At 72.6% G+C, this 26,122-nt stretch carries 21 protein-coding genes and 1 other RNA gene; 15 read left to right on the top strand and 7 right to left on the bottom strand.

Going from position 1 to position 26,122, the window contains the following annotated elements; genetic code table 11:
- Nucleotides 1-123: 123 nt before the first annotated feature.
- Nucleotides 124-1,092 (bottom strand): N-acetylmuramoyl-L-alanine amidase, encoded by a 969-nt coding sequence (locus AB0I82_RS09405; protein ID WP_363256537.1) that lies wholly within the window; start codon nucleotides 1,090-1,092, stop codon nucleotides 124-126.
- 89 nt (nucleotides 1,093-1,181) lie between these two features.
- A complete protein-coding gene (locus AB0I82_RS09400; RefSeq protein ID WP_363256536.1) occupies nucleotides 1,182-1,844 on the bottom strand; it encodes a class I SAM-dependent methyltransferase in 663 nt (220 codons plus the stop codon).
- 150 nt (nucleotides 1,845-1,994) lie between these two features.
- On the opposite strand from AB0I82_RS09400, the gene AB0I82_RS09395 reads away from it, so the two are divergent.
- The 6 genes from AB0I82_RS09395 to AB0I82_RS09370 all read left to right on the top strand — a co-directional run bounded on the left by AB0I82_RS09395 (nucleotide 1,995) and on the right by AB0I82_RS09370 (nucleotide 9,811).
- Nucleotides 1,995-4,208, top strand: a complete 2,214-nt coding sequence (locus AB0I82_RS09395; RefSeq protein WP_363256535.1) for an acyl-CoA dehydrogenase family protein — start codon at nucleotides 1,995-1,997, stop codon at nucleotides 4,206-4,208.
- 120 nt (nucleotides 4,209-4,328) lie between these two features.
- Nucleotides 4,329-5,771: an MFS transporter gene (locus tag AB0I82_RS09390; RefSeq protein WP_363256534.1), complete on the top strand. Its 1,443-nt coding sequence runs from the start codon at nucleotides 4,329-4,331 to the stop codon at nucleotides 5,769-5,771.
- 42 nt (nucleotides 5,772-5,813) lie between these two features.
- Nucleotides 5,814-6,611 carry an SDR family oxidoreductase gene (locus AB0I82_RS09385; protein ID WP_363256533.1) on the top strand — a complete coding sequence of 266 codons (798 nt, stop codon included), beginning with the start codon at nucleotides 5,814-5,816 and terminating at the stop codon, nucleotides 6,609-6,611.
- A gap of 257 nt (nucleotides 6,612-6,868) precedes the next feature.
- On the top strand, nucleotides 6,869-7,747 hold the full coding sequence (locus AB0I82_RS09380; protein ID WP_363256532.1) for a MaoC/PaaZ C-terminal domain-containing protein: 879 nt from the start codon (nucleotides 6,869-6,871) through the stop codon (nucleotides 7,745-7,747).
- Between the two features lie 27 nt (nucleotides 7,748-7,774).
- On the top strand, nucleotides 7,775-8,851 hold the full coding sequence (locus AB0I82_RS09375; protein WP_363256531.1) for a Zn-dependent alcohol dehydrogenase: 1,077 nt from the start codon (nucleotides 7,775-7,777) through the stop codon (nucleotides 8,849-8,851).
- A gap of 27 nt (nucleotides 8,852-8,878) precedes the next feature.
- Nucleotides 8,879-9,811, top strand: a complete 933-nt coding sequence (locus AB0I82_RS09370; RefSeq protein WP_363256530.1) for a 3-oxoacyl-ACP reductase — start codon at nucleotides 8,879-8,881, stop codon at nucleotides 9,809-9,811.
- A 103-nt stretch (nucleotides 9,812-9,914) separates the two neighbouring features.
- On the opposite strand, the gene AB0I82_RS09365 is transcribed toward AB0I82_RS09370, so the two are convergent.
- Nucleotides 9,915-10,082, bottom strand: a complete 168-nt coding sequence (locus tag AB0I82_RS09365; RefSeq protein WP_363256528.1) for a hypothetical protein — start codon at nucleotides 10,080-10,082, stop codon at nucleotides 9,915-9,917.
- 151 nt (nucleotides 10,083-10,233) lie between these two features.
- The gene (locus tag AB0I82_RS09360) at nucleotides 10,234-11,556 is read right to left on the bottom strand and encodes a hypothetical protein (protein ID WP_363256527.1); all 1,323 of its coding nucleotides are present in this window, start codon (nucleotides 11,554-11,556) and stop codon (nucleotides 10,234-10,236) included.
- A 191-nt stretch (nucleotides 11,557-11,747) separates the two neighbouring features.
- Between AB0I82_RS09360 and AB0I82_RS09355 the strand changes: the two genes are divergently transcribed.
- From AB0I82_RS09355 to AB0I82_RS09345, 3 genes are read left to right on the top strand one after another with little or no spacing between them, the layout of a single operon-like run.
- On the top strand, nucleotides 11,748-12,608 hold the full coding sequence (locus AB0I82_RS09355) for a Nif3-like dinuclear metal center hexameric protein (RefSeq protein ID WP_363256526.1): 861 nt from the start codon (nucleotides 11,748-11,750) through the stop codon (nucleotides 12,606-12,608).
- Nucleotides 12,605-13,348 (top strand): C4-type zinc ribbon domain-containing protein, encoded by a 744-nt coding sequence (locus AB0I82_RS09350; protein WP_363256917.1) that lies wholly within the window; start codon nucleotides 12,605-12,607, stop codon nucleotides 13,346-13,348. Before AB0I82_RS09355 ends, AB0I82_RS09350 begins: the two co-directional genes overlap by 4 nt.
- A 5-nt stretch (nucleotides 13,349-13,353) precedes the next feature.
- Nucleotides 13,354-14,568, top strand: coding sequence for a bifunctional RNase H/acid phosphatase (locus tag AB0I82_RS09345; RefSeq protein ID WP_363256525.1), 1,215 nt, complete (start codon nucleotides 13,354-13,356; stop codon nucleotides 14,566-14,568).
- Between the two features lie 138 nt (nucleotides 14,569-14,706).
- Here the strand turns inward: AB0I82_RS09345 and eda are convergent, their stop codons facing one another.
- Together eda and yaaA are read right to left on the bottom strand one after the other, a co-directional pair.
- A complete protein-coding gene (gene eda / locus AB0I82_RS09340; RefSeq protein ID WP_363256524.1) occupies nucleotides 14,707-15,363 on the bottom strand; it encodes a bifunctional 4-hydroxy-2-oxoglutarate aldolase/2-dehydro-3-deoxy-phosphogluconate aldolase in 657 nt (218 codons plus the stop codon).
- Between the two features lie 122 nt (nucleotides 15,364-15,485).
- The gene (gene yaaA, locus AB0I82_RS09335; RefSeq protein ID WP_363256523.1) at nucleotides 15,486-16,283 is read right to left on the bottom strand and encodes a peroxide stress protein YaaA; all 798 of its coding nucleotides are present in this window, start codon (nucleotides 16,281-16,283) and stop codon (nucleotides 15,486-15,488) included.
- 134 nt (nucleotides 16,284-16,417) lie between these two features.
- On the opposite strand from yaaA, the gene AB0I82_RS09330 reads away from it, so the two are divergent.
- From AB0I82_RS09330 to rnpB, 3 genes are all read left to right on the top strand, one after another.
- Nucleotides 16,418-16,900, top strand: coding sequence for a VOC family protein (locus tag AB0I82_RS09330; RefSeq protein WP_363256522.1), 483 nt, complete (start codon nucleotides 16,418-16,420; stop codon nucleotides 16,898-16,900).
- 94 nt (nucleotides 16,901-16,994) lie between these two features.
- Nucleotides 16,995-18,446 carry an RNB domain-containing ribonuclease gene (locus tag AB0I82_RS09325; RefSeq protein ID WP_363256521.1) on the top strand — a complete coding sequence of 484 codons (1,452 nt, stop codon included), beginning with the start codon at nucleotides 16,995-16,997 and terminating at the stop codon, nucleotides 18,444-18,446.
- Nucleotides 18,447-18,512: 66 nt separating this feature from the next.
- An RNA gene (gene rnpB, locus AB0I82_RS09320) (RNase P RNA component class A) lies at nucleotides 18,513-18,916 on the top strand.
- 272 nt (nucleotides 18,917-19,188) lie between these two features.
- Here the strand turns inward: rnpB and AB0I82_RS09315 are convergent.
- Nucleotides 19,189-19,476 (bottom strand): WXG100 family type VII secretion target, encoded by a 288-nt coding sequence (locus AB0I82_RS09315; RefSeq protein WP_363256520.1) that lies wholly within the window; start codon nucleotides 19,474-19,476, stop codon nucleotides 19,189-19,191.
- A 250-nt stretch (nucleotides 19,477-19,726) separates the two neighbouring features.
- Between AB0I82_RS09315 and AB0I82_RS09310 the strand changes: the two genes are divergently transcribed.
- The 3 genes from AB0I82_RS09310 to AB0I82_RS09300 all read left to right on the top strand — a co-directional run bounded on the left by AB0I82_RS09310 (nucleotide 19,727) and on the right by AB0I82_RS09300 (nucleotide 26,106).
- The gene (locus tag AB0I82_RS09310) at nucleotides 19,727-24,439 is read left to right on the top strand and encodes an FtsK/SpoIIIE domain-containing protein (protein ID WP_363256519.1); all 4,713 of its coding nucleotides are present in this window, start codon (nucleotides 19,727-19,729) and stop codon (nucleotides 24,437-24,439) included.
- Nucleotides 24,440-24,595: 156 nt separating this feature from the next.
- Nucleotides 24,596-24,817 carry a hypothetical protein gene (locus AB0I82_RS09305; protein ID WP_363256518.1) on the top strand — a complete coding sequence of 74 codons (222 nt, stop codon included), beginning with the start codon at nucleotides 24,596-24,598 and terminating at the stop codon, nucleotides 24,815-24,817.
- Nucleotides 24,818-24,831: 14 nt separating this feature from the next.
- Nucleotides 24,832-26,106 (top strand): hypothetical protein, encoded by a 1,275-nt coding sequence (locus AB0I82_RS09300; protein ID WP_363256517.1) that lies wholly within the window; start codon nucleotides 24,832-24,834, stop codon nucleotides 26,104-26,106.
- Nucleotides 26,107-26,122 lie beyond the last annotated feature (16 nt).

The raw sequence follows: 26,122 nt of genomic DNA, 5'->3' as shown, positions 1-26,122 counted from the left end.
CGTGTTTCGTCATGGGTCGTGCAGTCGCCGATTGCGCACGGTGCGAGGCGCGGGGGTGGCCCCATCGTAAGGGGGAACCTACCGGCCCATCCGCCGGGTCGTCCCGTCGCCGGCTGCGCGCTGTCAGCGCCGCAGGAAGCCCGTGATGCCCTCGGCGATGCCGACGGCCGCCTTCTGGCGCCAGGCGGGGTCGGTGAGGTGCGCGGCGTCCTGTGCGTCGCGCATGTTGCCGCACTCCAGGAAGACCTTCGGCACCCGGGAGAGGTTGAGTCCGCCCAGGTCGGTACGGGTGTCCAGGCCCTTGCCGGAGCCGATGTAGTTGGCCGGCGCGCTGCCGGTCGCCGCGACGAAGCGGCCCACGACGTGGTCGGCGAGGTCCCGCGACGGACCGGTGATCTTCCGGGTGTCCGCGCCGCCGCTGTGCACCACGCCGGGGCGGATCACATGGAAGCCGCGGTTGCCGGCCCCGGCGCCGTCCGCGTGGATGGAGAGCGCGGCGTCCGCGTGCGCGGCGTTGCCGATCTCGGCGCGCTCGTCCACGCACGGGCCGTACGGGCGGTCGCCGTCCTGGGTGAAGACGACCTTCACGCCTTCCTTCTGGAGCAGCGCGCGGGCGCGGCGCGCCACGTCGAGCGTGAAGGCCGCCTCGGCGTACCCGGCGTTGGTGGAGGTGCCGGTGGTGTCGCATTCCTTGCGGGCGTTGCCGACGTCGACCTGGCGCGCGATCTCCGCCGTGTGGTCGCCATTGCCCGGATTGTGGCCGGGGTCGATCACCACGACCTTGCCCTGGAGCGGGCCACCCCGGCGGCCTCCGTCCCCCTTGTCCCGGTCGCCCTTGTCCCCGTGGCTCCGGGTCCCGTCGTCCTGCTTCCCGTCGCTCTGCTTACCGTCGTCCTCGCCCCGGCCGGTCTGCTGACCGGCGGGCGTGTGCGAGCCGCCTGCCGCGGGCCGCTCCGGGCCGGGCCTGGCCGGGGACGCCGCGTCTCCGACCGCGCCGCAGCCGGCGCAGCAGAGGGCTGCCAGTACGGCTGTCACGACCAGCGGCGTACGGGCGGGGCGGCGGGAGGCGGGGGGAGTACTGCCGTTCGACACAGCGCGATCGTAACGTCCGGTGGCCGGAAGCCGGTGTTCCCGCGGGGGCGCGTCTCCCGGGCGACTCCCAGGCGTCTCCGGGGCGACGCTCAGATCCCCTCGCCCGTGCGCCGCAGGACGCGCAGCGACCCGTGGTCCGAGACCTCCGTGAACGCGCCGGACGCCAGGGCGCGCAGGTAGATGCGGTACGGGGCCTGGCCCGTCCACTCGTCCACCGGGTCGGGGAAGACGTCGTGGATCACCAGCAGGCCGCCCGGCGCGACGTGCGGGGCCCAGCCCTCGTAGTCCGCCGTGGCGTGCTCGTCGGTGTGCCCGCCGTCGATGAAGACCAGGCCGGCGGGGGCCCGCCACAGGGCCGCGGCCTGCGGGGAGCGGCCGACGAGCGTGAGGACGTGCTCCTCCAGCCCGGCCGCGTGCAGCGTGCGGCGGAAGGCGGGCAGCGTGTCCATCCGCCCGACCTCGGGGTCGACGACCTCGGTGTCGTGATACTCCCAGCCCGGCTGCTGCTCCTCGCTGCCGCGGTGGTGGTCCACGGTGACGGCCGTGACCCCGGCGGCCCGCGCCGCGTCGGCCAGTAGCAGCGTGGAGCGCCCGCAGTACGTCCCGATCTCGATCAGCGGCAGCCCGAGCGCGCCCGCCTCGACGGCCGCCGCGTACAGCGCGAGCCCCTCGTCCGCGGGCATGAATCCCTTGGCGGCCTCGAAGGCGGCGAGGATCTCCGGCCGGGGGCGGGGGGTGGCGGTCGCGGCCATGGTGGGTGCCTCCTGAGGGTCGGGGTTACTGGAGGGTACGCCCCGCCCGGCGTGGTCCGTGGCGCCGGGCACCACTTCTGACCTTCCGTAACTCCGTATCTGACGCATCTGACCTTCCGTCAGATTGAAACGTGTTCTAGCCTGCCCCGCATGGGGATCGGGATCACGCGGGAACAGCGGGAGTTGGCGGACGCGGTACGGGGCTGGGCGACGCGCGCCGTGCCCACGGAGGCGCGACGCAAGCTCGTCGACGAGGCCGACGAGGTCGACGAGGGGGACGGTTCCGGCGGGCGGCCCGCCCACTGGGACGGGCTGACCGCCCTGGGCCTCCTCGGGCCGCAGCTGCCCGAGGCGAGCGGCGGGGGCGGCGGCGAGCTGCTGGACCTGGCCGTCGTGCTGGAGGAGACGGGCCGGGCCGGGCTGCCGGGCCCGTACCTCCCCAGCGCCCTGGCCGCCGAACTGCTGCACCGCGGCGGGCGGCCGGACCTGGTACGGGCCGTGGTCGCGGGCGAGCGCATCGCCGCCGTCGCGCTGGACGCGGGCGCGATGACGGCGGTCGAGGGCGCCGAGGGGTACGTCCTGGACGGCACGGCCCCGCCCGTGCTCGGCGGCGGGGACGCCGATCTGCTGCTGCTGGCCGCCGGGACCGCCAGCGGTACGGTCTGGCTGGCCGTCGACACCGGGGCGGCCGGGCTCACCGTCCGGGTGCCGCCCGGCGCCGACCCGACGCGCCTCGCCGCCGAGATCACCGCCGACGGCGTACGCGTCCCCGCCGACCGCCTGGTCGCCGTCGACGCGGCGCTCGTACGGGACCTGGCCGGGACGCTGTTCGCCGCCGAGGCGTGCGGTACCGCGGCCTGGGCGCTGCGCACCGCGGCCGAGTACGCCGCCGTGCGCGAGCAGTTCGGGCGGCCCATCGGGCAGTTCCAGGCGGTCAAGCACCTGTGCGCCGAGATGCTCGTCCGGCTCGAACAGGCGCGGGCGCTCACCTGGGACGCGGCCCGGTCCATGGACGAGGCGCCGGAGGTGCGCGGCCTGGTGTCCGCGCTGGCCACCGCGACCGCCCTGGAGGCCGCGTTCACCTCTGCCAAGGAATGCATCCAGGTACTGGGCGGCATCGGCTTCACCTGGGAGCACGACGCGCACCTGTACCTGCGCCGGGCGACCGTGGCCCGGCAGCTGCTGGGCGGCCCGGCCGGGCACCGGCAGCGCGCGGCCCGGTACGCGGCGGCGGGTGCCCGGCGCGAACTGCGCCTGCGGCTGCCGGCCGCGGCGGACGGCTACCGCACCGCGGCCCGCGAGGCGATCGCGAAGGCCGCGGGGCTCGATCCGGCGGCCGCCCGCCGCGAGCTGGCGCCCACCGGGTACGCCGCGCCGCACCTCCCCGAGCCGTACGGCCTCGGCGCCGGGCCGCTGCAGCAGCTCGCCGTGCAGGAAGAGCTGCGGGCGGCCGGGGTGAAAGTGAGCGACCTCGCCATCGCGACCTGGGTGGTGCCGTCGCTGATCACCTACGGCACGCCGGAGCAGCAGGACCGCCACCTGCTGCCCACGCTCCGGGGCGAGCAGCTGTGGTGCCAGCTGTTCTCCGAGCCGGAGGCCGGATCCGACCTGGCGTCGCTGCGGACCCGCGCCGAGCGGACCGAGGACGGCGGCTGGCGGGTCAACGGGCAGAAGGTGTGGACGTCGGCGGCGCAGTGGGCGCGGTACGGCATCCTGCTGGCCCGTACCGACCCGGACGCGCCCAAGCACAAGGGGCTCACCTACTTCCTCGTCGACATGGCGACGCCCGGCATCGAGGTCCGGCCGCTGCGGGAGATCACCGGCGACGCGCTCTTCAACGAGGTGTACTTCGACGACGTGCTGCTGCCCGCCGACGCGGTCGTGGGGGCGGTCGGGGACGGCTGGCGGGTCGCCCGGCACACGCTCGGCAACGAACGCGTCCACATGGCCGACCAGATGACCTTCGATACGGGCCTCGAAGCGCTGATCGGACGGGCGGGCGCGGCCGATACGGACGACGCACTCCGCGACCGGGTGGGCGCGCTGGCCGCCGAGGCGCACGCGCTCGGCTGCATCGGGCTGCGCACCACCCTCCAGCAGGTGTCCGGGCTGGAGCCGGGCGCGGGCGCCAGTGTCCGCAAGCTCGTCCAGACCCGCCACCAGCAGGCCGTCGCCGAGCTGGCGCTCGAACTCCTCGGCCCGGCTGGCGCGCTGCGCGAGGGCGCGGGGGAGCGGGCGCTGCACGGCTTCCTGATGTCCCGCTGCCTGACCATCGCGGGCGGCACCACCCAGGTGCAGCTCAACGTCGTCGCGGAGCGGCTCCTCGGCCTGCCCAGGGACCCCGAGCCGCGCCCCCTCATCTGAGAGCGCGTCGGTGAGCAGGACCGGGGACCTGTGGCCGGGTGGTCTTAGGTCTTCCGGCCCGGGCCCGCCGGGCCGTTAAACCGATGCCCGAGGCACCGGTCGGATGACACGATGGCTCTCATGCCCCCGCCCACGTCCACCGAGCAGCAGCCGTCCGGAACGACCGCCCGCAAGGCCCCGCCCGCCTGGGCGGTGATGCTCGCGGTCTGCGCGGGGCAGTTCCTCGTGGTGCTCGACGTCTCCGTGGTGAACGTCGCCATGCCCTCGATGCGGGCGTCGCTCGGCCTGAGCGAGCTGGGACTGCAGTGGGTGGTCAATGCGTACGTGATCACCTTCGCCGGATTCCTGATGTTCGGCGGGCGCGCCGCCGACCTCTTCGGACGCAAGCGGGTCTTCCTCGTCGGGCTCGGGCTGTTCACCGCCGCCAGCCTGGGCGGCGGGCTCGCCCAGGAGCCCTGGCAGCTGATCGCGGCGCGCACGGTCCAGGGCGTCGGCGCCGCCGTGCTCGCCCCGGCCACCCTCACCATCCTCACCACCTCCTTCCCGCAGGGCCCGGCCCGCACCCGGGCCGTCGCCACCTGGACCGCGGTGGGCGCGGGCGGCGGCGCCGCGGGCGGCCTGGTCGGCGGGCTGCTCACGCAGTTCCTGTCCTGGCGCTGGGTGCTGCTGATCAATGTGCCGATCGGCGCGCTCGTACTGGTCGGCGCCGCGCTCTGTCTGAGCGAGAGCCGGCAGGACGGCCGCCGGCGGCTGGACATACCCGGTGCGCTGCTGGTCACCGGCGGGCTCGCGCTCGTCGCGTACGGCATCGTGGAGACCGGCGAGCGCGGCTGGACGGCGGCCGGGGCCCTGCTGCCGTTGCTCGCCGGGCTCCTCGTGCTGGGCGCGTTCGTGGCGGTCGAGGCCCGCTCCGCGGCGCCGCTGATGCCGCTGGGCGTCTTCCGGCCGCGGTCGGTGTGGGCGACGACCACGGCGATGGTGGTGGTCGGCGCCGGGATGTTCTCCATGTGGTACTTCCTCTCGCTCTACACGCAGAACGTCCTCGGCTACACCGCGCTCCAGGCGGGCCTGTCCTTCCTCCCGCACTCCTTCTCGATCGTGATCGGCTCCAAGGCCGCGCCCCGGCTGATGGCGCTGCCCCGGCTCGGCGCGAAGACCGTGGCCGTGGCGGGTGTGCTGCTCGCGGCCGTCGGCATGGCCTGGCAGTCCACGATGGACGCGCACGGCACGTACCTCGGCACGATCCTCGGCCCGGGCGTCATGATGGCGCTCGGCGCGGGCCTGTCGGCCACCCCGATCGCCGCGATCTGCACGTCGGGCGCGGCGGCGGGCGACGCCGGGCTGGTCTCCGGCCTGATCAACACCGCGCGGCAGATGGGCGGCGCGCTCGGCCTGTCGGTCCTCTCCACCGTCGCGGCCGGGGTCGTGGGCAGCGGCCCGGTGGCGCTCGCCGACGGCTACGCGCTCGCCTTCCGGGTCGCCGCCGCGGTCCTGCTGTCCGGCGTCGTACTGATGCTGTTCTCCCTGCCGGGGCGGGAGAAGGAGGCGGCGCACGCCGCGTGAACCGCCGGGGGAGCGCGCGGGCGTGGCTGACAGGATGCGGGCATGGCTGACACCGCTCCCGCCCCCGTCCCCCCGCCGTTTCCCGCGCGCGGCCGCCGCGTCCTGGTCAGCGGCGCCTCGCGCGGCCTGGGCCGGGCCCTGGCGCACGCGTTCGCGGAGAACGGCGACCGGGTCGCCGTGCACTACGGCACGCGCCGGGCGGACGCCGAGGACACCCTCGCCACGCTGCCCGGCGACGGCCACGTACTGCTCCACGCGGACATCGCCGACCCGGACGGCGCCGCCGGTCTGATCGCCGACGCCGATGCGGCGCTCGGCGGCATCGACGTACTGGTCAACAACGCCGCGGTCAACACCCCGCATCCGCCCGCCACCACCGCCTACGCCGACTGGACCGCCGCCTGGCAGCAGCACGTCGCGGTCAACCTGCTCGGCACCGCGCACCTCAGCCACGGCGCGGCCCAGCGCATGATCGCGCAGGGCGGCGGCGGGCGGATCGTCAACGTCGGCTCGCGCGGCGCCTTCCGCGGCGAGCCGGACCACCCCGCGTACGGCGCGACGAAGGCCGCGGTGCACGCGCTCGGCCAGTCCCTCGCGGTCGCGCTCGCGCCGTACGGCATCGCGGTGGCGTCCGTGGCGCCCGGCTTCATCGACACCGAACGGGTCGGCCACCGGCTGGCCGGGGAGCAGGGCGCCGCGATCCGCGCGCAGAGCCCGTTCGGCCGGGTGGCCGAGCCGGCCGAGGTCGCGGCGGCGGTCCGCTGGCTGGCCTCCCCGGAGGCGCAGTGGAGCTCGGGCACGGTACTGGATGTCAACGGCGCGTCGTACTTGCGTACTTGAGCCCGCCGGTGGCGTCCGGGTCTTATGGAGCTGACGGGCCGTCAGGGGTCTTCCGGGTCGGCACGGGATGGGCTATACATGCCCCATCGGTAGAACGCGTTCTAGTGCGCGGCGACGGCCGTGCCGGTCGTGCCGCACACCGCCGCGTCGCCGATCGCTGACGACCCCGGCCGGCCGACGGTGCGGACGGACGGCCGGGGTCTTGCCGAGTCCCGACCCGCCGTCCCCGCACCGCACGGCGAAGGAGCCCCGCCCCTATGCCCATCGACGCCGCCAAGGCCATCGCCGCCGAGCCGCGCATCTCCGACATCGCCTGGGACCACAAGGACATCCAGCTCTACCACCTCGGTGTCGGCGCGGGCGCGGCCACCGAGGAACGGCCCGGTGCCGCCACCGACCCCGACGAGCTGCACTACACCCTGGAGAGCCGGCTGCACGTGCTGCCCAGCTTCGCCACCGTCGCGGGCGCGGGCATGGCCGTCGTCGGCGGGCTCTCGGCCCCCGGCATCGACGTGGACCTCGCGGCCGTCCTGCACGGCGCCCAGAAGATCACCCTGCACCGGCCGATCCCGCTGCGGGGCACCGCCCGGCAGACCGCGACCGTCCCCGCCGTGTACGACAAGGGCAAGGCCGCGGTCATCGTGCTGCGTTCGGAGACCGCGGACGAGGACGGGCCGCTGTGGACCAGCGACACGCAGATCTTTGTACGCGGCGAGGGCGGCTGGGGCGGCGACCGCGGCCCGGCCGGCCGCCTGGACGTGCCGGAGCGCGCGCCGGACCGCACGGTGACCCGCCTGATCCGGGCCGACCAGGCGCTGCTGTACCGGCTCTCGGGGGACTGGAACCCACTGCACGCCGACCCCGAGTTCGCCAAGCTCGCGGGCTTCGACAAGCCGATCCTGCACGGGCTCTGCTCGTACGGCGTGACGCTCAAGGCGGTCGTCGACACGCTGCTGGGCGGCGACGTGACGCGCGTCCGGTCGTACGCGGCGCGGTTCGCGGGGGTGGTGTTCCCCGGCGAGGCACTGCGGATCCGGATGTGGGAGATCGCGCAGGACCGCATCCAGGTCGTGGTCACGGCCGCCGACCGGAAGGACGCGCCGGTCCTGGCGGACACGGTGGTCGAGCACAACTAGTCGTCGTACGTACGAGAGGAGCCGCAGATGCGCGCAGCCGTACAGCACGAGACAGGGCAGGACAAGCTCGACGTCCTCGACGACGTGGAGGCCGTGGGGTTCGGGCCGGGAACGGTGCGGATACGGCTCAGGGCCGCCGGACTGTGCCACTCCGACCTCTCCGCGATGAACGGCGTGCTGCCGCAGCCCGCGCCGTTCGTCCCCGGGCACGAGGGCGCGGGCGAGATCCTCGACGTCGGGGACGGCGTCACGGGGCTGAGCCCGGGCGACCGGGTACTGATGTGCTGGCTGCCCGCATGCGGCGGCTGCCCGTCCTGCAAGCGCGGCCAGACCCACCTCTGCCTGGCCGGGTTCATGAACGCCGGCACCCCCAACTTCAAGCGCCCGGACGGGGACGTCTTCGGCTTCGCCGGCACCGGCACCTTCGCCGAGGAGGTCGTGGTCGCCGCCCACTGCGCGGTGCCGATCCCGGACGACGTGCCGTACGACATCGCCGCGCTCATCGGATGCGGCGTGACCACCGGGCTCGGCGCGGCCCTGAACACCGCGAAGGTCGAGGCCGGTTCGTCGGTCGCGGTCATCGGATGCGGCGGCGTGGGCATCTCCACGATCCAGGGCGCGCGGGCGAGCGGCGCCGCGCAGATCGTCGCCGTGGACCCCGTGGCGTCGCGGCGCGAGGCCGCGCTGCGCTTCGGGGCGACGGAGGCGGTGGCCCCCGACGAACTGGCCGACGCCAAGCAGCGGATCACCGGGGGCGAGGGCTTCGACTACGTCTTCGAGGTCGTCGGGAAGTCCGCCACCGCCCGCACCGCGTACGAGACGACCCGGCGCGGCGGCACCCTGTGCATCGTCGGCGCGGGCGCGATGGACGACTTCTTCCAGGTCAACATGTTCGAGCTGTTCTTCGACGAGAAGAAGATCCTGCCGTCGCTGTACGGGGGCGGGGACGTGGTCCGTTCGTACGAGCGCGCCATCGCCCTGTGGCGGGCCGGCCGCATCGACCTGGAGAACCTCATCACCCACCGCGTGCCGCTCGCGGGCATCAACGACGCACTGGACCAGATGCGGACCGGCACCTCGCTGCGTACCTGTATCGAGCTCTGAAGCCACGACGCATCAGGAGGCGTACGGATGACACTGCACGGGAGGACGGCCGTGGTCACCGGGGCGGGCCGCGGCCTGGGCCGGGCCGAGGCGCTCGAACTGGCCCGCCTCGGCGCGAACGTGATCGTCAACGACTACGGGCAGCCGGGCAGGGACGGCTCGGGCGAGGCGTCCGCGGCCCCGGCCGAGCAGGTCGTCGCCGAGATCCGGGCGGCCGGCGGGCAGGCCACGGCGCACCTCGGGGACGTCGCCGACTTCGAGACGGCGCGCGGCCTGGTGGAGCTGGCCGTGGACACGTACGGAGCGCTGGACATCCTGGTCAACAACGCGGGCATCCTGCGGGACCGGATGGTCTTCTCGATGACCGAGGACGAGTGGGACTCGGTGCTCCGCGTCCACCTCAAGGGGCACTTCAACACGACCCGCTTCGCCGCCGCGTACTGGCGCGAGCGGTCCAAGGCGGCCGGCGCCCCGGTGTACGGCAGGATCGTGAACACCTCGTCCGAGGCGTTCCTCGCCGGTTCCGCGGGCCAGCCCAACTACGCGGCGGCCAAGGGCGGCATCGTTGGCCTGACGACCTCCACGGCGGCGGCGCTGGCCAAGTACGGCGTGACCGCCAACGCGATCTGCCCGCGGGCCCGCACCCGGATGACCGAGGACGTCTTCGCGGGCTTCGGTGAGCCGGTCGGGGGCCTGGACCCGCTGGCGCCCGAGCATGTCTCGCCGCTGGTCGGCTACCTCGCCGGGCCCGCGGCGGACCGTATCAACGGGCAGGTCTTCGTCGTGCACGGCGGCATGGCCGCGCTCCTCGAAAGGCCACGGGTCGCCGCACAGTTCGACACCGCCAAGGAGGTCTTCACGTACGAGGAGCTGGACGCGATCCTGACTCCGTACTTCGCGGACCGCGCCCCGGTGGAGAACTTCGCGGCGACGGAGGTGCTGGGCCTCAAGAAGGGCTGAGCCACTCCGGACGCTTCGAATACTCCGGACACACGACGGCCGTGGCCGCCACGAGAGAGGTCTCTCGTGGCGGCCACGGCCGACTCGGGATGGCCGGTTGTGCTCAGGCTTCCCGGGAGTTCTTGGGCCGGCGGTGCCGCCCGGCGCTGGACGTGGCCGCGTCCTCGCTCGCTGCCGGGCCACGGTGCTTGCCGGAGCCTGCGGCCGTGGCGGCCTGGGCGGAGGACCCTTGCGGGCGCGCCTCGGTCGTGTCGGTTCGGGCTTCGGACATGGAAAGTGTCACTCCGTCAGATCGCTTACAGGTATACGCATCGGGACCTCCCCCAGCTGCGCCGGGGGTACCCCCAGACATCACCGTCGGTGGCCGGGTCAACCGGCTGCGTAGCCCCCACAAGAATTCTAACGGGGCGTACTTTGTCGCTCTACCGGGCCTCCCGGGCCGCCAGTGGCGCCTGCTGCAGCGGTACTGGCCTGCACGGTTGGGGATGCGCCGGGCTCTCGAACGGTTCCCGCGCGACCGGGTTCGGATGTGCGGATTCTGTGCAGTCGTTCGGATACCCGGAGGGGGTCGTGCGGATTCCGGAAGTCGGCGGCAAAGCGGACGCGGTGTTCCAGGGGAGGCGCGTGAGGCGTTGCAAGTGCGATGCGGGGACTGGCGCCGGTACCGGTGCGGGGAGGGCGGGCGAGGGGGGCGCGGCGTCCTTGGGGACGGTCACTCGCGCCACGCCGCACGGGGTGGCCGGCGTCACGTACGGCAGCCGCAGCTCGCCGTCCGGTGTCCAGCGGCCCGTACCGGGGAGCCAGCCCGGAGGCGCGGACTGCCGGTGCAGTCGCTTCGCCGCGGGCCGCCAGGTGGCGAGCCAGGTGCCGGCCGCCGCGTCCACCCGGAAGGCCACCGCGCAGCTCTCCGGGGCCAGCGCCTGTCCCGGCTGCACGGCGAAGGGGGTCAGCGCGGCGTCCGCCGAGCGCAGCGCTTCGGGGAAGCGCACCGGCAGCGTGCTGCCCAGTACGCCCCAGCCCATCCGGTCGTACCCGGGAGCGTCCGACCGCAGCAGGATCAGCCCGCTGTCGGGGTCGGCCAGCAGCAGCCGGTCGTTGCTGTGCTCGGTGATCTGCAGCAGCGGGCTGACCTCGCCGCCCCGGCCGAGGTCGACCACGACGGTCTTGGTGCGGCCGTCCAGCTCGCGGTCCAGGGCCAGCAGTCGGCCCTCCTTGTCGAGCCAGGCGCCGCCGGTGCAGCGGCCCGGCACCAGGGCGATCCGCCGCGGACCGTCGCTACCGCCGTGCAGCAGCCAGACCGCGGTGGCCCGGTGTGCGCCGTCGCCGCCCACGGGGGCGAGGGCGTGGGCCGTCGTGCCGCAGGGGGCGGGCGGCAGCAGCGTCAGCTCCTCGGTCTCCACGGCGCCCAGCGGCAGTTCGCCGGTGCCCGGGCCCGTGGGATACAGGAGGGCGACCGTGCAGTGGCCTTCCGCGCGGCGCAGGATCAGTACCCGGCCGTCGGTGAGCGGCAGCAGTGCGCTGTCCGGCTGCTCGGGGAGGCGGCCGGGGAGCGGTACGGCGTACGGCTCGCAGCCGTCCAGCGTCCAGCGCTCCGGGTACCAGCCGCCGCCCGGCCCCTGGGTGAGCCGCGCGGCGTACGACCCGTCGGCGGCGAGCGTCAGCGCGGCGGGGCGGTGGGGCCCTCCGGTGAGTACGTCCTCGGTGTTCCCGTCGGTCCTGACACCCTCAATTGCACAGGCAGTCATGGAATGGTCACCTCCAGTCACGACCGAAGCTAGTTTTCGCACTTCGTGTCGATCAACGAGTGATGGGTCACTTCACGCGTATGAGTGGCCGTTGTCCGATTCGCCTGCGAGCGGTGCGACGGATGTGCCAGCCGGGTCGCCCGGTACCGGGGCCGGGCGTTCCACCGGGGCTGGGAGGTAACCTTCCACCCGTGCCCGCACTGTCTGAAGTCCTCTCTGCCCTCGACGCCCTGTGGCCCGCCGAGCGGGCGGAGGCGTGGGACGCCGTCGGTACCGTCTGCGGCGACCCCGAAGCGCCCGTGCAGCGCGTGCTCTTCGCCGTCGACCCGGTACAGGAGATCGTCGACGAAGCCGTGAAGATCGGCGCCGATCTGCTCGTCACCCACCACCCGCTCTATCTGCGCGGGACGACGACGGTCGCGGCGTCCACCTTCAAGGGCAAGGTCGTCCACACGCTGATCAAGAACGACATCGCCCTGCACGTCGCGCACACCAATGCCGACACCGCCGATCCCGGCGTCTCCGACGCCCTCGCCGGCGCCCTTGACCTCCGCGTGCTGCGCCCCCTGGTGCCGGACGCGAGCGACCCGGCGGGCCGCCGCGGCCTCGGCCGGGTGTGCGAGCTGACCCACCCGATGACCCTCGCCGAGTTCGCTCAGTACGCCGCCGAGCGGCTGCCGGCCACCGCGCAGGGCATCCGCGCCGCCGGCGACCCGGACCGTCTCGTCCGTACGGTCGCGGTGTCCGGCGGCTCCGGCGACAGCCTCTTCGACGAGGTGCGCGCGGCGGGCGTGGACGCCTTCCTCACCGCCGACCTGCGCCACCACCCGGCCTCCGAGGCCACCCAGAAGAGCCCGCTCGGGCTGCTGGACGCCGCGCACTGGGCCACCGAGTGGCCGTGGTGCGAGCAGGCGGCCGCGCAGCTCGACGAGATCTCCGACCGGCACGGCTGGGGCCTGCGCACGCACGTCTCCCGTACGGTCACCGACCCCTGGACCGCCCACGCGGCGTCCTCCCCGACCCCCGACTCATCACCTGGAGCCCCCAACTGAACGCCGCGCCCGCAGACCAGATCCGCCTTCTGAACGTCCAGTCCCTGGACCTCCGGCTCACCCAGCTGGCGCACAAGCGCAACAACCTCCCCGAGCTGGCCGAGCTCCAGACCCTGGAGGGCGACCTCACCCAGCAGCGCGACCTGCTGGTCGCCGCGCAGACCGAGGAGAGCGACACCGCCCGCGAGCAGACCAAGGCCGAGCAGGACGTGGACCAGGTGCGCCAGCGCGCCGCCCGCGACCAGCAGCGGCTGGACTCCGGCGCGATCACCTCACCCAAGGACCTGGAGAACCTCCAGCGCGAGATCGCCTCGCTCGCCAAGCGCCAGGGCGACCTGGAGGAGATCGTCCTGGAGGTCATGGAGCGCCGCGAGGCCGCGCAGGAGCGCGTCACCGAGCTGACCGAGCGGGTGGAGGCCATCCAGGCCAAGGTCGCCGACGCGGTGAGCCGCCGGGACGCCGCCTTCGCCGAGATCGACGACGAGGCCGCGACGGTCACCAAGGAGCGCGAGCTGACCGCCGCCGACATCCCGGCCGACCTGCTCAAGCTGTACGACCGGCTGCGCGAGAAGCAGGGCGGCGTCGGTGCGGCCCGACTCTTCCAGCGCCGCTGCGAGGGCTGCCGCCTGGAGCTGGACATCACCGAGCTGAACGACGTGCGGGCCGCCGCGCCCGACCAGGTCGTGCGCTGCGAGAACTGCAGCCGCATCCTGGTCCGTACGCCGGACTCGGGCCTGTAAGCCCGATGCCGCGGACGTTCATCGTCGAGGCGGACGGCGGGTCGCGGGGCAATCCCGGGCCCGCCGGTTACGGCGCCGTCGTCATCGACTCCGAGACCGGCGAGACGCTGGCCGAGGCCGCCGAGTTCCTCGGTACGGCCACGAACAACGTCGCCGAGTACCGGGGTCTGGTGGCCGGGCTGCGGGCCGCCCACGCGCTCGACCCGGAGGCGGAGATCAGAGTCCGGATGGACTCCAAGCTCGTCGTCGAGCAGATGTCCGGGCGCTGGAAGATCAAGCACCCGGACATGCAGCCGCTCGCGGCCACCGCCAAGGCGGTCTTCCCGCCGGACCGGGTCACGTACGAGTGGATCCCGCGCAAGGAGAACAAGCACGCCGACCGGCTCGCCAACGAAGCGATGGACGCGGGTGCGGCGGGCCGCCAGTGGGAGCCGGGCGCGTCCCGCGCGGCGCTGGCGGCGGGGGTGCGGGGCCCTTCGGGTGCGACGGCCTCGGACACCGCGGTGACGGACGCGGAGCTGTCCGCCGCCGCTGCCACTACCGCCGGTACCGCTACCGCCACGCCGCCGTCCGGCTGGGCCGCGCCCGCCGACCTCGGCGCGCCGACCACCTTCGTACTGCTGCGGCACGGCGAGACCGCGCTGACCCCGGAGAAGCGGTTCTCCGGCAGTGGCGGCTCGGACCCCGAACTCTCCGAAGCGGGGCGGCTGCAGGCCCGTGAGGCCGCCGCGGCGCTCGCCGTACGGGGCACGGTCCAGGCGATCGTCAGCTCCCCGCTGCGCCGCTGCCGGGAGACCGCCGGGGCGATCGCGGACCGGCTCGGCCTGGACGTCCGCATCGAGGACGGCCTGCGTGAGACGGACTTCGGTGCGTGGGAGGGCCTGACCTTCTCCGAGGTGCGCGAGCGCTACCCCGACGACCTGAACGCCTGGCTCGGCTCCGCCAAGGCCGAACCGACCGGCGGTGGCGAGTCGTTCGCGGCGGTGGCGCGACGGGTCGCGCAGACCCGGGACCGGCTGCAGGCACGGTACGCCGGGAAAACGGTCCTGCTCGTCACGCACGTGACCCCGGTCAAGACCCTGGTCCGCCTGGCCCTCGGCGCACCGCCGGAGTCCCTGTTCCGCATGGAACTCTCGGCGGCGTCCCTGTCGGCGATCGCGTACTACGCGGACGGGAACGCGTCGGTGCGGCTGCTGAACGACACGTCGCACCTGCGCTGAATCAAGCCCGTCCGGCGTTTGAGGACGCCCGCCGCAGGCGCAACGGTGGCGCGCCCGGCCATCGACACGGGCCCCCGCGGGGGGCCCGTCACCCGGCCGCGCCACCGCCGTGGCCGGTCGCGCAGTTCCCCGCGCCCCTTACGGGCGCAGCGCCGCCGCGCCCCGCGCCAGCCGCTCGACGCGTGCCCAGTCCTTGGCGCGCACCGCGTCCGCCGGGAGCATCCACGTGCCGCCCACGCAGGCCACGTTCGGCAGCGCCAAGTACGACGGTGCCTTCTCCTCCGTGATGCCGCCCGTCGGGCAGAACCGCGCCTGGGGGAGGGGCGAGGCGAGGGACTTCAGATAGGCCGTGCCGCCGGCCGCCTCCGCGGGGAAGAACTTCATCTCCGTGACGCCCTCGCCCAGCAGCGTCACGACCTCCGACGTCGTCGAGACGCCGGGCAGGAACGGTACGCCGGAGTCCTTCATCGCGCTCAGCAGCGGCGCCGACCACCCCGGGCTCACCAGGAAGCGGGCGCCCGCGGCGACCGTCTCGTGGACCTGCGCGGGCGTGATCACCGTGCCCGCGCCGACCACCGCGTCCGGGACCTCGGCGGCGATCGCCCGGATCGAGTCCAGCGCCGCCGGGGTGCGCAGCGTCACCTCGATCGCGGGCAGGCCGCCCGCGACGAGCGCGCGGGCGAGCGGTACGGCGTCGGCGGCGTCCTCCAGGACGACGACGGGGATCACGGGGGCGAGCCCGAGGACGGAGCCTTCAGGGGAAGCGGCAGCGGAAGCAGAGGCAGCACTAGTCACGCGTTCATAGTGCGCCTCGGCCGCATTCTTCGCAACGAGCGTTGCGCATGCTGCAATATCTCGAATATCTGTATTCGGTTTTCGAGAGGACCGGTCTCTTCACCGGTCTCTCGGAAGACCGGTCAGAGCTCGGTGACGATCACGTCCAGCGCCCACGGCTTGCCGCTCTTGGCCGGGGCCTGCGCCTCGACCGCGTACCCCAGCTCGCCGAGCGCGTCCACGAGCTCCGCGGGACCCGCCGGCTCAAGCCCCGCCGTGAGCAGATCGCGGACCATCCGCCCCTTCGTCGCCTTGTTGAAGTGGCTGACCACGGACCGCTTCTCGACCCCGTTCACGATCTTCGACTGCAGCACCCGCACCGTCGCCGTCCGCTCGGCGACCTCGTCCTTCGGCTTCCACGCCGTCGCGTACGCCGCCGACCGCAGGTCCAGTACGAGCCCGTCCCCGGCCGCCTCCGGCAGCGCCTCGGCCATCGGCGCGCGCCAGTAGGCGCCGAGCGCGCCCAGGGCCGGCAGCTTCACACCCATGGAGCAGCGGTACGAAGGGATCCGGTCGGCGATGCCCACCGCGCCCCACAGCCCGGAGAAGACGAGCAGCGACCGCTCGGCGAGCGCACGCGCCTTCGGGTCCAGCGTCGCGAGGTCCAGCGCGTCGTACAGGACGCCGGTGTAGATCTCCCCGGCCGGGCGCGCACCGGCCGTCCGCAGCGCGGCGTTCTTCGCGATCTCGCCCTTCAGGCCCTCGCTCAGTCCCAGTACCTCCTGCGCCTTGCCCGCATCGGCCGTGCACAGCTCGACGAGCTCCGTCAGTACGGTCTCGCGCGCGGCGGTGAGGCCCGGCAGCGACAGCGCGGCCACGTCCAGCGGGTCCCCGGCCTGGCCTGCGGCCTTCCCTTCGGACGGCGGCAGCAGAACGAGCACGGCGGTCTCCTCAATGGTGGTAGCGGTACGGGTGCGGCCCTGGTGAACCCTATCCGCCGCGCGTCCGTGCCCGGCCGCCCCGCCGGGAGTAGCGTCGGCCCACGACGCCGTTCCTGAGACCGGGAGAGCGCACCATGCAGAAGATCACGACGTGTCTGTGGTTCGACAACCAGGCCGAGGAGGCCGTGAACCACTACCTCTCCGTCTTCGATGCCGTCTTCGGGGGCGGCAGCATCCTGGACCTGCAGCGGTACGGAGCGAGCGGCCCGGGCCCCGAGGGCTCGGTCATGGTCATCCGCTTCGAGATCGCGGGCCAGGAACTGCTCGCGCTCAACGGCGGACCGGCGTTCACCTTCTCCGAAGCGGTCTCGCTCTCGGTCGACTGCGCGACGCAGGAAGAGGTCGACGAGCTCTGGGCCCGGCTGACCGAGGGCGGCGAGGAGGGCCAGTGCGGCTGGCTCAAGGACAAGTACGGCCTGTCCTGGCAGATCGTGCCGCGGGCGCTCCCCGAGCTGCTGGGCGGGCCCGACGCGGAGGGCGCGCAGCGGGTCATCCGGGCCCTGATGGACATGAAGAAGATCGACATCCGCCGCCTGGAGGCCGCGTACAAGGGCTGAGGCCGCGTACATGGACTGACCGGCTTCCTGCGGACGGCCGCCACGTCGCCCGCTCCACCGGGCCCGCCCCGCCGCGCCGTCCTAACCTCGAACCATGCCCCGTCGCCCGATGCGAGTGACCGACAAGGACGAGGCCCTGCTGTGCGGTGCGCTGCAGGAGCTGCGGACGCGGCTGGACATCCCGGTCGACTTCCCGGCCGAGGCGCGGGAGGAGGCGGCGCGTGTGGCGCGCGGCCCCCGTATGCCGGCCGAGGACGCCACCGACCTGCCGCTCTTCACGATCGACCCGCCCGGCTCGACCGACCTGGACCAGGCGATGTACCTCGCGCGCCGCGCGCCCGGCGGCTTCCGGGTGTACTACGCCATCGCCGACGTGGCCGCGTTCGTCACCCCGGGGAGCGCGCTGGACAAGGAGGCGCACCGCCGCGTACAGACCCTGTACTTCCCCGACGGACGCGTCCCCCTGCACCCGCCCGTCCTCAGCGAGGGCGCCGCCAGCCTCCTCCCGGACCAGGACCGGCCCGCCGTCCTCTGGCGGCTGGACCTCGACGAGTACGGAGCGCTGGCCGCCACCGACGTCCGCCGGGCCGTCGTCCGCTCCCGCGCCCGGCTCGACTACGAAGGCGTGCAGCGCGCCATCGAGAGCGGCACCGCCGAGGAGCCGCTCTCCCTCCTCCGCGACATCGGCCAGCTGCGCGAGGAGCGCGAGCGGGCCCGCGGCGGCATCTCGCTGAACGTCCCCGAACAGGAGATCGTGCTGCGCGACGGCCAGTACCGCCTCGCCTACCGCGCCCCGCTGCCCGCCGACGGCTGGAACGCACAGCTCTCGCTGCTCACCGGCATGGCCGCGGCCGACCTGATGCTCCACTCCGGCACCGGCATCCTGCGCACGCTGCCCGCCGCACCGGACGGCGCGGTCGGCCGGCTGCGGCGTACCGCCCGCGCGCTGGGCGTCGACTGGCCGCACCACACCTCGTACGCGGAGCTGATCCGCGGCCTCGACCCGCACCGCAGCACGCACGCCGCGTTCCTCCAGGAGTGCACCGCCCTGCTGCGCGGCGCGGGCTACACGGTCTTCGACGGCACCCCGCCCGACTCCGCGCACGCCCTGCACTCCGCGGTCGCCGCGCCCTACGCGCACGCCACCGCGCCGCTGCGGCGCCTGGCGGACCGTTACGTCGGCGAGCTGTGCCTGGCAGCGGCGGCGGGGAAGCCGGTACCGGAGTGGGTGCGCGCGGCGCTGCCCGCGCTGCCGGAGGAGATGGCGGAGGGCGGACGGCGCGCCAACCGGGTCGAGCGGGAGTGCGTGGACCTGGTCGAGGCAGCCGTCCTGCACAACCGAATCGGCGACCTCTTCGACGGCTACGTCATCGACGTCCACGACGAGCGCCCCCACCAGGGCACCATCCACCTCTGCGATCCGGCCGTCATCGGCCGCGTAGAAACCACCCCCGAGGCCCCACCCCTGACTCTCGGCGCCCCTCTCCGCGTCCGCCTCACCGCCGCCCACCCGGGCCGCGCCTCGGTCCACTTCGTACCGGCGTGATACGCGTGCCCGCCTGCGCGAGGACGAGCCGCCGCGGCCTACGGGTACCATGGTCGGTACGGCGGACGAGCCGGCCGGGCGGTCGCGTGGGGATCCAGCAGGGTCCTCCCGAGGAACGTCCGGGCTCCACAGGGCAGGGTGGTGGGTAACGCCCACCCGGGGTGACCCGCGGGACAGTGCCACAGAAAGCAGACCGCCGGTGCCGCAAGGCGTCGGTAAGGGTGAAACGGTGGTGTAAGAGACCACCAGCCTCCGAGGTGACTCGGAGGGCTAGGTAAACCCCACCTGGAGCAAGGTCAAGAGGGGCCGTCGGCTGACGGCCCTGCGCGGATGATCGAGGGCTGCCCGCCCGAGTCCGCGGGTAGACCGCTGGAGGCTGCCGGCAACGGCAGTCCTAGATGGATGGCCGCCTCCCCGCGGCCCGCAAGGGCCCCGGGAGACAGAACCCGGCGTAGAGGCCGACTCGTCCGCCTTTCCTCTTCAATCCATGATCCGCAGCCCCGCGGCCTATGACTCGCGGCGCGCTGTGGCGCCTCATGGTCTTCTGGATGTAAAGGAATTGGAGAGGAATGGGGGGAGTTTTGGGTGGGGTGTCGGGGTGGTGGTCCGGGCGCCCATTGAGTTCTTCTCACCATGCCGCAGGAAGCGAAAAGGGGGTGAGGGCGGTGTCGGCCAATACTGACCGAACCGCCCTCACCCCCGGGCGCTGTGCGCAAGCAGGCTCTGCCGTGGCAGTCGCGACTTACTTGCCGAGCTGCTGGTCGAGGTTCTCGAAGGAGTCCGCAGCCTTCTCCAGGTACTGCGCCAGGCCGTCGAGACCCTCGTTGGTCTTCGACATGCCCTGCTTGAACTCCTCGAAGTCCTGGCCGAACTTCTTCGACGCGGACCGGGTGACGAAGCCGTTCTCGAGCAGGCCGTCGATGTAGGACTTCAGGTCCTGGAGCTTCTCTTCGATGCGCTCCTTCTCGCGGTTCATCTTCTTCGCGGCGGCCCGCATGTCCTCATATGTGACATCAAGGTCTTTAGCCATGACGCTCCCCATTCCCTCCGTTTGACGACCGCGAGGTCCCCCTCCCGGCATACGCGTGGCGCGAACCGGTTAGCAGGTGCGCGCCGTTGGGCACCTTAGCCGCTCGCTCTCACAGGCGCACATAAGGGCAGTCGAGGCGTCCATTAACTCCCCTAAAATCGGGACATTCTTGAGGTATGCCGCGGGTGCGCGACGGAGCTTGCGGGACGATATTGTCTCTCTCCTAGAAGGCATTTCGAGGAGGAGCTAAGTGCGTTTGAAGCTGACTGTCGTCGACCCCTATGCGAACGCCAGCAAAGACCTCGTCCTCGATGCCGACCCCGAGACCCGTATCGACGCCGTTGCCCGGGAGTTGGCGGCCCGGATGCGCGGCGGCGTCGGCTCGTTCGCGGGGCAGCCCGGTCCGGTGCTCTACGTCGACGCCCAGCACGTGGACCCCGCCCACACCGTCACCACCTCCCCGCTGCGCGACGGCGCGGTGGTGAGCCTGGACGACCCCTCCGGCACCCTGCCCGGCGAGCAACCCGGTGTCATCGAGCTCAGAGTGGCCGGCGGACCCGACGCGGGCGCCGTGTACCGGCTGGGCATCGGCCGGTACGACATAGGCTCCGGCCCGAACTGTCAAGTATTCGTCAACGACCCGGAGTTGCCGCAGCGTGCGCTGACGCTCTACGTGGTCGCCGTCGACGACCTCCGCCTGACCGTGCACGGTACCGGACAGGGCGGCGAGGCGCCGGGCCAGCAGCTGGTCGGACAGCCCGCAGGCGAGGAGTCCAAGTCCGGCGAGCTGCGCATCGACGGCAAGCCGTACGACGGGCAGCAGCTGCACGTCGGCTCCCAGCTCGCCATCGGCAACACCCTGCTCGACGTGGCCGCTTACACGCCGCCGGACGCGGCCCTGAAGTGGTCCGACGACGGCTCCGCGCACGACTACAACCGCCCGCCGCGGCTGCGTCCCCCGGAGCGCACCACCAAGTTCCGCCTGCCGGCGCCCCCCAAGGAGCACCAGGCCCGGCCGCTGCCCTGGCTGATGGCGCTGTCCCCGCTCGTCATGGCCGTCACCATGGCGATGGTGATGGGGCGCGCGACGTACCTGATCATGGCGGTCTTCAGCCCGATCATCATGATCGCCAACTACTTCTGGGACAAGAAGCACGGCCGCAAGTCGCACGCCAAGGAGGTGGAGGAGTACGAGGAGCACAAGGCCCGCATCGAGCGCGACGCGCAGGAGGCGCTGGTCCTGGAGCGCGGCGACCGCAACCTCGACCACCCCGACCCCGGCACCATCTGGTCCCACGCCACCGGCCCCCGCACCCGGCTGTGGGAGCGCCGCCGCAGCGACGCCGACCACCTGCTGCTGCGGGTCGGCACCGGCCGGCTGCCCTCCGCCGTCGTCCTCGACGACCCCGAGCAGGACGACCACCGCCGCCAGGTCACCTGGGACATCGCCGACACCCCCGTCACCCTGCACCTGGGCAAGCTCGGCGTGATCGGCTACGCGGGTCCCGACGACACCGCGCGCAGCCTGGCCCGGTGGTCCGTGACGCAGGCGGCCGCCCTGCACAGCCCGCTGGACGTGCAGTTCTACGTACTCACCGAGGCGCACGCGCAGGCCGGCTGGGACTGGCTCCGCTGGCTGCCGCACGCCCGTCCGACGGCGCAGGACGCCAACCTCCTCATCGGCAACGACGCCGAGACCGTCGCCGCCCGCATCGGCGAACTCACCCAGATCCTCGAGGCCAGGCAGAAGGCCGTCAGGGAGAACAAGCAGGCGGGCTTCGCCGACCCCGACATCGTCGTCGTCTGGGACGGCTCGCGCCGGCTGCGCTCGATGCCCGGCGTCGTACGGCTGCTGCAGGAAGGCCCGGCCGTATCGATGTACGCGATCTGCCTGGACGCCGAGGAGCGCTTCCTGCCGGGCGAGTGCAAGGGCATCGTGATCGCGGAGCCGCGCAACGCCCGGCACGCCCGGCACGAGAAGCAGGCCGGCGGCGGCGCGAGCGACGCGCTCCAGGTACTGCAGCGGGCCCACGAGGAGGAGCAGCGCAAGAAGGCGGCGGCCGAAGGCGGCAAGCGCCGCAAGGGCAAGCGGAAGAAGAAGGCCGCGCCCGCCAACCCGGCGCTGACCAACACCGCCGCCGTGATGCTCTCCCTCGACAACCAGAGCGGCGCCCCCGCCCCGGCGGCGCCCGCGGCCGTGGAGCACTTCGACCCCAATGTGCTGCGGCTGCGCGTGCAGCAGGAGGGCCAGGCCAAGGTCCTGGGCGTACGGCCCGACTTCGTCTCGCCGGCCTGGTGCTCCCGGGTGGCCCGGGCGCTCGCCCCGCTGCGCGACATCAGCGGCGAGGCGACGGACAGCGCGCTGCCGGACTCCAGCCGGCTCCTCGACGTCATCGGGATGGAGCCGCCGTCGGCCGGCGCCGTGGTCGCCCGCTGGCAGAGCGGCGGCCAGTCCACGCTGGCGATGGTCGGTGAGTCCTACGACGGACCGTTCGGCATCGACATCCGCAAGGACGGCCCGCACGGCCTCATCGCGGGTACGACGGGCTCCGGTAAGTCCGAGCTGCTGCAGACGATCGTCGCCGCGCTGGCGGTGGCGAACACGCCGGAGAACATGACCTTCGTGCTCGTCGACTACAAGGGCGGCAGCGCGTTCAAGGACTGTGTCCACCTGCCGCACACCGTCGGCATGGTCACCGACCTCGACGCCCACCTCGTCGAGCGCGCCCTGGAGTCGCTCAGCGCCGAACTGCACCGCCGCGAGCACATCCTGGCCCAGGTCGGGGCGAAGGACATCGAGGACTACCAGGACCTGGTGCGCCGTAATCCGGGGATGACGCCGCTGCCCCGACTGCTGATCGTCATCGACGAGTTCGCGTCCATGGTCCGCGACATGCCGGACTTCGTCACCGGCCTGGTCAACATCGCCCAGCGTGGCCGCTCCCTCGGCATTCACCTGATGCTGGCGACCCAGCGGCCGTCCGGCGTGGTCTCGCCGGAGATCCGGGCCAACACCAACCTCCGTATCGCCCTGCGCGTCACCGACGGCGGCGAGTCGACGGACGTCATCGACTCGCCCGAGGCCGGCAACATCTCCAAGAACAACCCGGGCCGCGCCTACGTGCGCACCGGCGCCGCCTCCCTCATCCCCTTCCAGTCCGGCCGCGTCGGCGGCCGCCGCCCCGGCACCGTGGACCCGATGGCCATCGCGCCGTGGACCGGGGAGCTGGACTGGGCCGACCTGGGCCGCGCGGCGCTGGCGAAGCCCGCCGCCGCCAAGAGCGAGGAAGAGGAGATCACCGACCTGAAGGTGCTGGTCGACGCCGTCCGCGAGGCCAACGCGCACCTGCAGATCCCGCAGCAGCACAGCCCGTGGCTGCCGGCCCTCGCAGAGACTCTGCTGCCGGAGGACCTGCCGCCGGCCCAGGGGATGGGCGCGCTGCCCCCGGCTCCGTACGGCATCGAGGACCTGCCGTCGAGCCAGTCCCGCCGCGCGGTCGCGGTCGACTTCGCGACCTTCGGCCACCTGCTCATCGCGGGCGCGCCGCGCAGCGGCCGCTCCCAGGCGCTGCGTACGATCGCGGGCTCCCTGGCCCGCAGCCTCTCCTGCGCCGACGTCCACCTGTACGGCATCGACTGCGGCAACGGTGCGCTGAACGCGCTGACCAAGCTGCCGCACTGCGGCGCCGTGGTGGGCCGCAACCAGACCGAGCGGGCCATCCGCCTGGTCCGCCGGCTGTCGGCGGAGGCGAGCCGGCGGCAGGAGCTGCTCGCGGAGTACGGCTTCGCGGACATCGGCGAGCAGCGCGCCGGGACGCCGGAGGACCGGCGGCTGCCGCACATCGTGCTGCTCCTCGACCGCTGGGAGGGCTGGACGACCTCCCTGGGCGAGCTGGAACACGGCGAGCTGACCGATGAGCTGCTGACCCTGATGCGCGAGGGTGCCAGCGTCGGCATCCACTTGGTGATCACGGGCGACCGGACGCTCCTCACGGGCCGGATCTCCTCGCTCACCGAAGACAAGCTCGGCCTGCGCCTCGCCGACCGTACCGACTTCTCGATGCTGGGCCTCAACAGCCGCAAGGTGCCGGAGGAGATCCCGCCGGGCCGCGCGTTCCGCAACGAGGCGGGTACGGAGATCCAGTTCGCGCTGCTGGCCGAGGACGCCACCGGTCAGGGCCAGAACGCGGCGCTCGCCGCCATCGGCGAGGGTGCGACCCGCCGCGACGCGGCCGTACCGCGGTCCCTGCGGCCCTTCCGCGTGGACTCGCTGCCCAGCCGCATCAGCTTCGATCAGGCGTGGCAGCACATCGACCCGGCGGCGTCCGCCTCCCGGCTGTGGGGCCTCGTGGGCGTCGGCGGCGACGACCTGATGGCCTTCGGCCCGGACCTGGCACAGGGCATCCCGGCCTTCGTGATCGCGGGTCCGGCGAAGTCGGGCCGCTCGACGGTACTGATGAACCTGGCGCGTACTTTCGTGGGCCGCGGCGCCCGCCTCGTCGTCTGCGCCCCGCGGACCTCCCCCCTGCGCGAACTGAAGGGCCTTCAGGGCGTCGTGGCGGTCTTCACCGGCAGCGACATCGAAGAGGACGAACTGCAGGAGGCCATGGCAACGGCATCCCCGGAGCACCCGATCGTCGTCCTGATCGACGACGGCGAACTCCTCGAGGACTGCGACGCCGAGGACGAGTTCAAGCGCCTGATCTCGACCGGCGCCGACCGCGGCATCGGCATCGTCATCGCCGGCGACGAGGACGACGTCTGCTCGGGCTTCAGCGGCTGGCAGGTCGACCTCAAGAAGTCCAAGCGCGGCCTGCTCCTCTCCCCCCAGGACACCTCCAGCGGCGAACTCATCGGCGTCCGCCTGAGCCGCAGCGCGGTAGGCGGCCCGGTGACCCCGGGCAAGGGGCTGCTGCATCTGGGGAACGGGGAGGCATTTACGGTGACGGTGCCGGTGGGCTAAGGCTTTCGAATAGCGTTACGCCTGTCGGTCCGCGGATGCGCGGGCCGACAGGCGGTCTCATACAGGATCAAACGTCTCAAACAGAATCAAACAACGGGGAGATCGGTCGAATTGAGCGGCAGCGACCTGATAGTCGATTACGACGAGCTCAACACAATGAAGAGCCACTTCAGCAAGCTCAGCAAAGAGTTCAACAACTGCGGAGCGAACCAGGGTGCGATGTCGGACGCCTATGGCCACACCAGGATCATCAGCGCCATGGAGGAGTTCTCCGACAACTGGGACGACCACCGCAAAGAGCTCATGGAGCAGATGAAGGGCACGGAGGACCACGTAAAAAAGGTCATCCGGGGCTTCGAGAAGATCGACAGCGAGTAGGGGGCTAGAGACACATGGGCAACAGACCAGTCGACTGGACTCCCATCTCCGAGGGCGACCCGACGCCGGGCGACCCCTACGACATTCGCGAGGAAGCACGCCGCCTCGAGAACATCGCTGCCACCATCAAGGACCAGGCGCGACTGCTCCGCCAGGCCGGACAGAACCAGAACCTCAAGGGCAAGTACGCCGACAAGCTCAAGGAGGGCGCCGGCGACCTCGCTGACAAGCTCAGCAAGGTCGAAGGCCGGTACACCAAGGTGAGCGGCCTGCTGCGCGAGTGGGCCAAGGAACTGGAATACGCGCAGGAGGAGACCCGCAAGGCGCTCAGCCAGGCCAAGGTCGACGAAAAGGACGAGGACAAGGTCGACGACGCCAAGGGCCGCATGGCTGATGCGGTCAGCCATTACCTGCGCCTCGGCAACAAAATCGCCGGCGAAATCGAGGACGCGCTCGATGACGACATCGAGGACAGCCTCTGGGACGACGCCGTCGGCTGGGTGGCGGAACATGCCGAGGGATTCAAGCTGTTCCTCGACATCCTCGGCTGGATCGGAACGGCACTGGCCATTGTGGCGATGTTCATCCCCGGCGTGAACCTCCTGGTCATCGCCGGCCTCGCCATCGGCCTTGCGGTGGTCGCCGGCCGAATGATGCTGGTGGCCGCCGGAAAGGCCAGCTGGATGGACGTGGCATTCGACTGCATCGGCCTGGTCACTTTCGCCGCGGGTGGGCTTGCGGTTAAGGGGCTGAAGGCAGCGGGTACGAGCGCGCGTGCCGCCGCCACCACGAGTCGCACCGCGCGTCTCAAGGAAGGCCTTGCGGTCACCAAGGGAATGCGCAATCAGCTCTCCCGCGCACTCGCCAACGCCACGGACGACGCCTCGAAGGCGGCCATCAGGTCGGAGATGAACACCCTGCGGAAGCTGATCTCCAGGGACGCCGGAAAGGTCGCGGGCGACACCGCCGATATCGGCAAGCTGGGCAAGGTCCTGAACCAGGGTGACGACGAAGCGATCGGCATCCTCCAGGGGATCAAGTCGAACGCCGCCGCGCACCCGGACGCCGTGTCCGGAGCGACCGTCGCCGGTGGACACGCGGCATACGCCGGCGCGGTCGGCATGCAGTGGACCGGTTTCGCAGCGGACATCGGCGACAAGGCGCTCGGCGACAACGACACGCTGAATGCCCTCGGCGACGCAACGGGCGGCTGGAAGAAGGACAGCTGGGACGCCTACAACGATTTCAAGGGCAATACCTGGAAGGTACCTGCCTCGTCGGCCTGGTAACCGGCTCCCTTTGAAC

Origin of the sequence: Streptomyces sp. NPDC050315, assembly GCF_040655775.1 — a bacterium.
In the GTDB taxonomy this organism is placed as follows: Bacteria; Actinomycetota; Actinomycetes; order Streptomycetales; family Streptomycetaceae; genus Streptomyces.
Note: the sequence above shows the minus strand (reverse complement) of the source record. Positions and strands in the feature narration are given on the sequence as shown.